We start from the raw sequence: 9,019 nt of genomic DNA on the forward strand, positions 1-9,019 counted from the left end.
GGAGATAGGGGGATAGGGGGATAGGGGGATAGGGAAATAGCTCAAAATTTTCCGAAAAATCCCCAAATTTAGTCATTAAAATCTGACTAATTAGCCGGCTTCAATCAACTCAAATGACTAACAATTCGTGATTCGGCTTTTGAGTATGGTTAGATAAATTTGGCCAAAATCACGACTATTCGTCCAAAATTCTCCCCATCTCCCCATCTCCCCATCTCCCCATCTATTTTTGGCCAGAATGAAACAGCCCTACCCTCCTGGGAGGGGTTAGGGGTGGGTTCCTAATCCCTGCTCCCTGCTCCCTGCTCCCTGCTCCCTGCTCCCTAAAACCTAGATATTTGTACCTCACCAGTTATAGAATTGCTATAGTAATTATGCTTCCCTCAATTGATAGCATTTCTAGTAATTGAGGGATAGCGGTAATTTCCTTAGATTTATCCTTAACTTTATGTTGTCCTAAGACTAATTGGTGAGAGTCAGACCATGCACTTGTCAGACACGCCAACGAGTTATTAAAAATTAGTCATGAAGTCATGATATCATATTTTGTGATCAACTTAACCTGGTTTTTTTTTATCACATTTTTGCTTATTTTTAAATCTAATTTAGATGCGTTTGCCCTGTTGCCTTTAGTCTTTTGCAAGTCTCAAATCCATCAATTACTGGCATCATTACGTCCAATAGAATTAGATCTGCTTGATTATAGTTAACTTGTTCAATCGCACTTTCACCATCTGTTTCCACAGCAACCGTAAAGCCAGCATTGTGCAAAGCCTGGGATATAACTGATAAATTTGTCGGTGTATCATCTACAACTAAGATGAGATTTTTGTCTTGATCGTATGTCACTGCTTCAGGATCCTATCAACACAAATTGATTTACTCATAAATTTAAAAATATCTATAATTTATTATCCCTTAACCATGTCTAATCCTAATTTAATTAAAATAAAACAAATATTTTTGAGTTATAATTAGATTAAAGTTAGTGATTATCAATTGATTTGGATAAATGAGTTAACTTATTAAAGTTAGCAAACCCTAAGCCGGAAAAAAAAATGGGTAACCTGATTCATCTGTGCTGGTTCATACTTGAAGCTATTACTGAAAAAGGTGCTTGTTTAGGATTATATAAACTTACCTTGAACTTACCCTCAGGGAAAATACTGACAGGAGGTGGGATTTATTGCAGTTATTGTCAAAGATTGAGAAACGAGCCAGGATGATATTTGGCTTGGAACAAGATTCGGAGCTTACAAGTCATCACGCCCAAGTTGTTTCTTGGAGTAATTTCAGACATAAGCGAGTTTGTTACCTACTTTTGCTTAAGTCCTGATTATTTCTGGATTATTACCCATGATAAAAACCTGTCCTTGTCTGCTTTCCCATCAGCCTTAACTATGGGTGTTCAACCAGATTTGTTCTGATTGCTATTTACCAAAGCCAGAATTTCTTGCCACTCCTGATTTGATAAAGGCTTCTCTACCAACTCCACACCAAAACAATCAGCAGCAGCATGAGTTAGGGCATCCACCACAATGTTTATTAAGGCATCTCCCTGTTGAGCCATGGGTAGATTAAAGGGAGGGGGCGCTTCCCCAAACACGTGAGTATACAGTCCAGCATCTGGTTCTAAGCGAATTGAGCCATGCTGCAAAATCACATTACCACGGCGCAATTGAGCACTACCAATCAGTTTAGAACCATCTGCCAACACTAAATCGGCACCAGTAGCAGTGCCGAAACAGTTGGGATTGTGAATATACCCCCGTCCAGCTGAACCATAGTGCAACTCTACACCAAGGGAGCGCCACCCCTGAATCAAAAACTCACAAATTTGGTGATAGGCATCAAGACGTTTACCAGTCAACCCGGAATTAACCACCATATAGGTCAAATCTCCGTGATGTAGCACAGCTCTACCACCACTGGGACGCTTTACCAGCTCTACTGGTTGTGATGCCCAAGTGAGTTGTTCCCAGAACTCAGGCCAACGGCGTTGATGGTAGCCAAGAGAGATGGTTGGTGATGCCCAGGTATAAAATCGCAATACTGGGGGATGTTTTCCCCGTTGGTGCTGGGCTAGTAGCCACTGGTCAATGGCCATCTGAAGCCGCCCTGATGCCTGTAGTAAGGGAATTAAACGCCAGGATGAACTCTGAAGTGGTAAGTCTGAACTATCAGAAGTCTCAAGTGGTAAGTCTGAAGTATGAAACAATGCCATTGTTGGCTGATTTGTTCGCTAATTGATTAACTGGTATGTTTTAAGCTTTATTCCTTCACCTGTGTGGTAATATCAACTTGAATCAGAAGATTCTAGGCGGCACCAAACTGAGCTTGTAATAAGTCATCATTGTCATCGGCAATAGTGGCTACCACGGTAATGGCGCGAGAAATTTCTCCTGGGGACAATTCAGCAACAGTTCGCGTGGATAACACGACAACTTGATCCTCAACAATAGCAAAGCGGGATTCAAAGGTGTCATACCAGTTCATTTCCAGGAGTTTGCGCATCAATGTTGCCTCGTCCTTGGCAGGTAGATGCATCACAGAAGACCAAGCTGTAAAGGTGTCATCATCTGTGGAACCAGTGAGCTGGACGAATACTTCCACGCTACCGTACTGAAACTTCCACAAGTAGCCTTCTTCACTGTGGCTTACCATAGCGCTATTGTTTTGTTCCAGGCTGGAGATGACCGTTTCAATGTTTTCGACATAGTTAACGGCAGTCATAGTCTGGTTGAACTCACTGGCAACGATTTCTGCCATTGACAAGTCTTGACTAGATAGAGTGTCAGGATTCGGCTGTGGGTTTGTCATAATCTATTTCTCTGTGCTGGTCTTGGGGTTTGCCTAAGACCCAGTATCACCTGTAGCTATGCTTGTTGACACGTTGATTAATTTTCTTAAATCAAGGGTCGAGACATGGAATTAGGTGAGAGAGGCAAAAAGGAAAGGGTCAAGGGTAAAAGATGATTTTTCTTTAACCTTTTTCCTTGAACCCTTTTCTTATATTTTACCTTTGAGAGATCGAAACACTAACAAAGGCACTTGCTCAGCTTCTGATTACTTGACCAATTTTCTAGGAGACTGCTTTTTGCTGATTTTTAGATACCTGATTGAGACCCTTTAAAAACATTGGCACAAATTTTTCTATAAACCCTTGTGGATCTTGCTGCCAAGCCTTTTGTGCTACCTGAATCCTGGTCATTTGTAGTTCAGGGGCTAGCAATGTTTGGGGTAAGCGCTCGATCAGGTACTGAGGACGTTCCCACACTGGCAAGGTATTGGCAACCTCCAGCAAGTTATTGATTCGGCGGAGTTCAGCACCTGCCATCAGATCTATACCAGATTCATAAGCTGCCTGTTCTATCGCTACATACTGGCGCTTTGCCTGTTCGACCTTCTGTCGATGTTCTGGGCTTTTCTTGGCAATTTGTGCCAACCACCGATTCCCCCAACGGACATGACCAACTTCCTCTGGGAAAATCCGTTCAATGGTTTTGAGAATCTTAATATTTTCTTCAGTTTTTGGTGAGTCGTTCAATGCTTTGATGTGAGCTGAGAAGTACTCACATCCCCGTTTTTCGGTGACATTAATTGCTGCCAATCCATGGATCAGCCGATCCTCAAGGTTTCCTTGTTGTTTATAGCTTTCCTGGTCGATGAGTCGATCAAATTCCTTGATGTAGGACACTCCAGGGGGCTTACCAATATCTGCCCCCAGTTCCATGAGTAGGTCAGTCAGCCACATGGCATGACGAGCTTCGTCAGCAATGTGATGAGATAGATCCCGCACCAGTTCTTTTGGCTGACCATCCAGGTTTTCTACCAAATCCGTGAGATCCAGGCAACTGTGTTGTTCGTTGTAGCGATAGCGGTTGAGCATGACCAGGTGAAGTTTGCGATCGCGTACCACATGTGGCAGGATTTCACGGGCACCCATGCCATTGTTTGATTTGTGAGGATATGCAACTGTCATAGATTTTATTAGGTGACATATTCCCACACTGACCTATCGGTTCAGTGTGGGCTTCTTGCCAACTCCACCCAACGGTTCGGATACTCGGCAAGCTTTATTAACGATACGGGATGCCCCTCCGCACCGGAACAATACAAAAAATTTCTATTTTAATTAGTAGGTGGCGGTTAGCTCTTAATTTTTTTCCCTACTACTTTGATTATAGATCTTGGTACTCAAAACGGCAAAGATCTAGTCCGACGTGTTCGTCACTTCTGAGCGATCTGAAATATTAATTAATAAAGAGTTACAAATAAATAAAGAAGCCACCCTTAAGGATGGCTAATGGTCTTAGTTAACCATTGACAAAGTACTAGACATCGTAGTAGAGTGCGAACTCGTAAGGATGAGGCCGCAACCGCATGGGATTGACTTCGTTGTCTATTTTGAATTCAATCCAGTTGGTAATGAAGTCTTCGGTGAATACTCCTGATTCAGTCAAGAAGGCATGATCCTTTTCTAAGGCTGCCAGAGCGTCTTCTAGAGAACCGGGGGTGGATGGAATTTTGCTCAATTCCTCTGGAGAGAGGTCGTAAATATCCACATCTAGAGAGTCACCTGGTTCAATCTCGTTCTTGATGCCATCAATACCAGCACAGAGCATAGCGGCGAAGGCGAGATAGGGGTTACAGGTGGCATCAGGGCAACGGAACTCTAACCGCTTCGCCTTGGGATTGGGGCCAGATAGAGGAATGCGGATGGAAGCTGAACGGTTACCTTGGGAGTAAGCTAAGTTCACGGGCGCTTCAAACCCAGGTACCAGACGCTTGTAGGAGTTGGTGCTGGGGTTGGTAAATGCTAACAGAGCTGGTGCGTGCTTTAGTAAACCACCGATGTAATTGAGCGCCATTTTACTTAGGTTGGCGTAACCATCACCCCAAAACAAGGGTTCTCCATCCTTCCAGATCGATTGGTGGGTATGCATCCCCGAACCATTGTCGTTAAAGATTGGTTTGGGCATGAAGGTGACAGTTCTGCCATACTTTTTGGCAACATTTTTGATGACATACTTATAAGTCATCAGATCGTCAGCAGCCTTAATTAGGGTGCCAAAGCGGAAACCCAACTCGTTCTGTCCACCTGTAGCGACTTCGTGGTGGTGCTTTTCAATGGGTACACCGCACTCTGCCATAGTCAGCAGCATTTCGGTACGCATGTCTTGCAGGGTGTCTGTGGGAGAGACAGGGAAATAACCTTCTTTATAGCGAGGCTTATATCCGAGGTTACCACCTGCTTCTTCTCGACCAGAATTCCAACGACCTTCAACGCTGTCTACATAGTAGTAGCACTGACTCTCGGTTTGGTCAAAGCGAACATCATCAAACACAAAGAATTCAGCTTCTGGACCAAAGAAGGCGGTATCCCCAATGCCAGTGCTGCTCAGATAGTCAAGGGCTTTCTGAGCAATGCTGCGAGGATCGCGGCTGTACCATTCCCCTGTACGCGGTTCCTTAATGCTGCAAATCATGCTCAGGGTTGGTTCTTTCATAAATGGATCGATCCAAGCCGTTTTGGGATCAGGAACCATTGCCATGTCAGATTCGTTGATTGCTTTCCAACCCCGAATACTTGAACCATCGAAGGGAACTCCATCGACAAAGGAATCCTCTTCTATTTGGTCTTGGTAGAACGAGCAGTGCTGCCAGATCCCTGGCATATCAATGAATTTAAGGTCGATGATTTTTATGTTGTTGTCTTGAATCATTTTCAAGACGTCTTGTGGGGTTTCAGGCATGAATGACTCCTTTGATCAGCTTTACGTTTGTTTACAAAGAAACAACCTTATAAAATTACTTGAGTCAGTGACTCTACCAAAATTGGCGACACTGAAGCTTTCCCAAACCGAGGACTGACTGGGTAAGCATCCGAGTCAGTTATTCGTGGGGAGATACTTTTTTTGTGAGTGGTGCAAGGAGCACTATTTCCTTAAAAGCATCTTGATTTGCTTTTCCCTTGAACAGTGAAAAGTTGTAGTTCCCTGATTCCTGACTCATCCTAGGGATAGAAAGTAGGACATTATGTATCTAACAATACAGAATGTCCTAAGATGATCGGATCTCATATGAATAAAAAATTAAATTTTCGACTTCTAGACTCAGTCAGGTTGGCAAAAAGGCTCCCATAAAGGCTCAAGATAAGGTCTTTGTCTGCTCAGCAAGGGAGACTATGGCAAGACTAGGCTCTGGTGAACGGAAGGTTTTGTCTAAATCCCTCTATATCGCCTCTATATAAGCAATGGGGTTAGTGGGAGCATTGGGTCGGTCGGTTCTAGTTTCCCTGTTTCCCCCCTCTGGGAGTGTCTTGCGCAATTAATCGGTCCTATCTATGGTGGGCAACGCCGAATTCTAAAGAAGCATTAAGGATGAAAGCAACAAGCAACAGGGTACAATCTAGTGATGAAAGATATGTATACGCTTAGCTCCAGCCAATTATAGCGTCTGGAGTTAAGTAAACATTGAACTTGCTGTTTAACTCCTGTGGAGTGCATAGTGTAGCGCTCTGTATCTGTTGAGTTCTCGCCCTAAATCATGGGAAGACACCAATACTAAATCAAAATTATCAAGATTGTTGTTGGGAGAATAATTTAATGAGGGATCTAGTCACAAACTTGATTAGGAATTATGATAGCTCAGGTCGCTACCTAGATCGGGATGCCATCGATTCACTTAAGTCTTACTTTGAAACTGGCACCGCTCGGGTGGCTGTAGCTACTTTAATCAATGGCAATGCTGCTTCTATTGTCAAGCAAGCATCAGCACAACTGTATGAGGAAGTTCCTGAACTGTTGCGTCCAGGTGGCAATTCTTATACGACTCGTCGTTATGCTGCTTGTTTACGAGATCTGGATTATTACCTGCGCTATGCTAGTTATGCCCTAGTTGCTGGTGATACCAATGTCCTGGATGAGCGGGTTCTACAAGGGTTGCGGGAAACTTATAATTCCCTAGGTGTGCCCATCGCTCCAACGGTTCGTGGGATTGAGATTATGAAAGATATGGTCAAAGCAATGGCCAAAGAAGCTGGTATTGAGAATATCGGATTTGTTGATCAGCCCTTTGACCACATGAATCGTGAGTTTAGCGAAACAGATGTTTAAGACATTGATGGTTCGTTGAGAGTTGACGGTTGTACGGGTGACCGGACTGGTTGCCCGTACTATAGGGCTGCGCGCAGGGAATCGGGAATCGGGAATCGGGAATCGGGAATCGGAAATCGGAACCCACCCCTAACCCCTCCCAGGAGGGGAACGGGAATCGGGAATCGGGAATCGGGAATCGGCTAATTGCTGATTTAATTGCTAATTTTGTCAAGGTCTATTACTTGAACGCTGCTCCAGGAAGGGAGGAAACTAGCAAACCTTCTAGAGCCGACCGCCACAAATGATTGAATTGCGATTGACCTACGGTCACGCTACGCGAACGCTTAATACAAGCTTGCTAGTTTTTAGCACTCAGGACGGATAACTGGCTTTTAAAATAGTACATAAATACTAAATCACGTCCAGCCAGTATGTGTGGTAGATTCACCCTGACAACTATAGGGGTAAGCCTAGCGCGAGCTTTTAATTTAGATAATGTGCCAACTGAGGAGGCTAAGTACAATATTGCCCCTACTCAGCTGGTAGCAACAGTCTTAAACCCCTCAAACGATAGCGAGCGACAATGGCAATTGTTACGTTGGGGTTTAATTCCTAGTTGGGCAAAGGATATTAAAATTGGTGCAAAGCTGATTAATGCTAGAGCAGAAACGGTAGCAGAAAAGCCAGCATTTCGCAATGCATTCCGTCGTCGGCGTTGCTTGGTTGTAGCGGATGGTTTTTATGAGTGGCGACGAAAGGATGGCAAGAAGCAGCCGTTGTATTTCCAGATGAAAGATAAGCGTCCGTTTGCTTTTGCAGGACTTTGGGAACGTTGGAAAAATCCAGCGGGTGAGATAATTGCTTCTTGTACAATTATAACTACAGTAGCTAATGAAATTATTAGTCCGATCCATGATCGGATGCCAGTGATATTAGAACCTAGGGATTATGATTTATGGCTGCATAATCAGGTAAGTCAACGGGAGCTATTGCAGCCACTACTGATTACCTATGATGCCCAGAAGATGAGTGTTTATCCCGTTAGCACTACTGTGAATAATGTCAGAAACAATAGTCCTGATTGTATCATCCCTGTGGAAATTGATAATAAGTCCAATAGTCCCTACCATTCTACATTTTAAATCACCATGATGGCTTTTACAGTAAATTTTAATTACATTATCCAACTGACCGATGACCAATTTTATCAGTTATGTCGAAATAACCCGGAGATTAAATTTGAGCGCAATGCCAAGGGAGAAGTGATTATAATGTCACCTACTGGGGTAGAAACTGGTAACTATAATTCAGAAATAAATGCTGATTTTGTGCTCTGGAATCGACGAACTAAGCTAGGTAAAGTTTTTGACTCTTCGACATGCTTTAAACTCCCTAATGGTGCTGACCGTTCTCCGGATGTAGCGTGGATTAAACAACAACGCTGGGATTCACTTAAACCAGAGCAACGCCAGAAGTTTCCACCGATTTGCCCGGATTTTGTGGTAGAATTAATGTCTCCAAGTGATCGGTTAACGGTGACTCAAGCCAAGATGGAGGAATATCTAAAAAATGGGGTACGTCTGGGCTGGTTAATTAATCCTCAAGCACGGCAAGTGGAAATTTATCGACCAGGACAAGTGGTGGAGGTGTTGGAGTCTCCTAAGACTTTATCAGGGGAGGAGGTTTTGCCTGGGTTTGTCTTGGATTTGCACTATCTTTGGTCAACCTAGGATTCTGCTTTTGTCAATAATCACTTGCCCCCGGAATGATAATTTTTTAAAAATTCAACACTAGTTTTTTAGAGGTCTGCTATGGGTCGTGCATCAAAACTAAAACAACAACGTCGCCAAGAATCTCACGACGGTACTAACAGAACTTCATCCCGAGCTAGGTACGTATTATTTGAATCCAATAGCTCT

9 protein-coding genes and 1 pseudogene are annotated in these 9,019 nt (G+C 43.5%); 3 read left to right on the forward strand and 7 right to left on the reverse strand.

What is annotated here, in order from left to right:
* Positions 1-364: 364 nt before the first annotated feature.
* From F6J94_RS24890 to glnA, 6 genes and pseudogenes are all read right to left on the reverse strand, one after another.
* A pseudogene (locus tag F6J94_RS24890) lies at positions 365-490 on the reverse strand (ISAs1 family transposase); the annotation flags it as partial.
* A 110-nt stretch (positions 491-600) separates the two neighbouring features.
* Entirely contained in the window at positions 601-849 is a 249-nt protein-coding gene (locus tag F6J94_RS24895; protein ID WP_367142267.1) for a response regulator, read from the reverse strand.
* A gap of 559 nt (positions 850-1,408) precedes the next feature.
* Entirely contained in the window at positions 1,409-2,224 is an 816-nt protein-coding gene (locus F6J94_RS24900) for a lipoate--protein ligase family protein (RefSeq protein ID WP_293045073.1), read from the reverse strand.
* Positions 2,225-2,316: 92 nt separating this feature from the next.
* Positions 2,317-2,820, reverse strand: a complete 504-nt coding sequence (locus F6J94_RS24905; RefSeq protein ID WP_293025864.1) for a YbjN domain-containing protein — start codon at positions 2,818-2,820, stop codon at positions 2,317-2,319.
* 262 nt (positions 2,821-3,082) lie between these two features.
* Complete coding sequence (locus F6J94_RS24910; protein WP_293045076.1) at positions 3,083-3,982, reverse strand: ferritin-like domain-containing protein; 900 nt, start codon at positions 3,980-3,982, stop codon at positions 3,083-3,085.
* Between the two features lie 352 nt (positions 3,983-4,334).
* Positions 4,335-5,756: a type I glutamate--ammonia ligase gene (glnA, locus tag F6J94_RS24915; RefSeq protein ID WP_293045079.1), complete on the reverse strand. Its 1,422-nt coding sequence runs from the start codon at positions 5,754-5,756 to the stop codon at positions 4,335-4,337.
* A gap of 852 nt (positions 5,757-6,608) precedes the next feature.
* On the opposite strand from glnA, the gene apcB reads away from it, so the two are divergent.
* On the forward strand, positions 6,609-7,118 hold the full coding sequence (apcB, locus tag F6J94_RS24920; RefSeq protein WP_293045082.1) for an allophycocyanin subunit beta: 510 nt from the start codon (positions 6,609-6,611) through the stop codon (positions 7,116-7,118).
* Here apcB and F6J94_RS24925 read toward each other — a convergent pair.
* Positions 7,099-7,332, reverse strand: a complete 234-nt coding sequence (locus F6J94_RS24925) for a hypothetical protein (protein ID WP_293045085.1) — start codon at positions 7,330-7,332, stop codon at positions 7,099-7,101. The genes apcB and F6J94_RS24925 overlap by 20 nt on opposite strands.
* A 199-nt stretch (positions 7,333-7,531) precedes the next feature.
* On the opposite strand from F6J94_RS24925, the gene F6J94_RS24930 reads away from it, so the two are divergent.
* Together F6J94_RS24930 and F6J94_RS24935 are read left to right on the forward strand one after the other, a co-directional pair.
* Complete coding sequence (locus tag F6J94_RS24930; RefSeq protein ID WP_293045088.1) at positions 7,532-8,242, forward strand: SOS response-associated peptidase; 711 nt, start codon at positions 7,532-7,534, stop codon at positions 8,240-8,242.
* Positions 8,243-8,248: 6 nt separating this feature from the next.
* Positions 8,249-8,830, forward strand: coding sequence for a Uma2 family endonuclease (locus tag F6J94_RS24935; protein ID WP_293045091.1), 582 nt, complete (start codon positions 8,249-8,251; stop codon positions 8,828-8,830).
* Positions 8,831-9,019: the final 189 nt, after the last annotated feature.

Source organism: Moorena sp. SIO1F2, from assembly GCF_010672755.1.
Classification (GTDB): Bacteria; Cyanobacteriota; Cyanobacteriia; order Cyanobacteriales; family Coleofasciculaceae; genus Moorena.

Coding starts and splice junctions, on each gene's coding strand:
- glnA (WP_293045079.1), bottom strand. CDS start 5,756: ATGCCTGAAACCCCACAAGACGTCTTGAAAATGATTCAAGACAACAAC.
- F6J94_RS24935 (WP_293045091.1), top strand. CDS start 8,249: ATGATGGCTTTTACAGTAAATTTTAATTACATTATCCAACTGACCGAT.
- apcB (WP_293045082.1), top strand. CDS start 6,609: ATGAGGGATCTAGTCACAAACTTGATTAGGAATTATGATAGCTCAGGT.
- F6J94_RS24900 (WP_293045073.1), bottom strand. CDS start 2,224: ATGGCATTGTTTCATACTTCAGACTTACCACTTGAGACTTCTGATAGT.
- F6J94_RS24930 (WP_293045088.1), top strand. CDS start 7,532: ATGTGTGGTAGATTCACCCTGACAACTATAGGGGTAAGCCTAGCGCGA.
- F6J94_RS24910 (WP_293045076.1), bottom strand. CDS start 3,982: ATGACAGTTGCATATCCTCACAAATCAAACAATGGCATGGGTGCCCGT.
- F6J94_RS24905 (WP_293025864.1), bottom strand. CDS start 2,820: ATGACAAACCCACAGCCGAATCCTGACACTCTATCTAGTCAAGACTTG.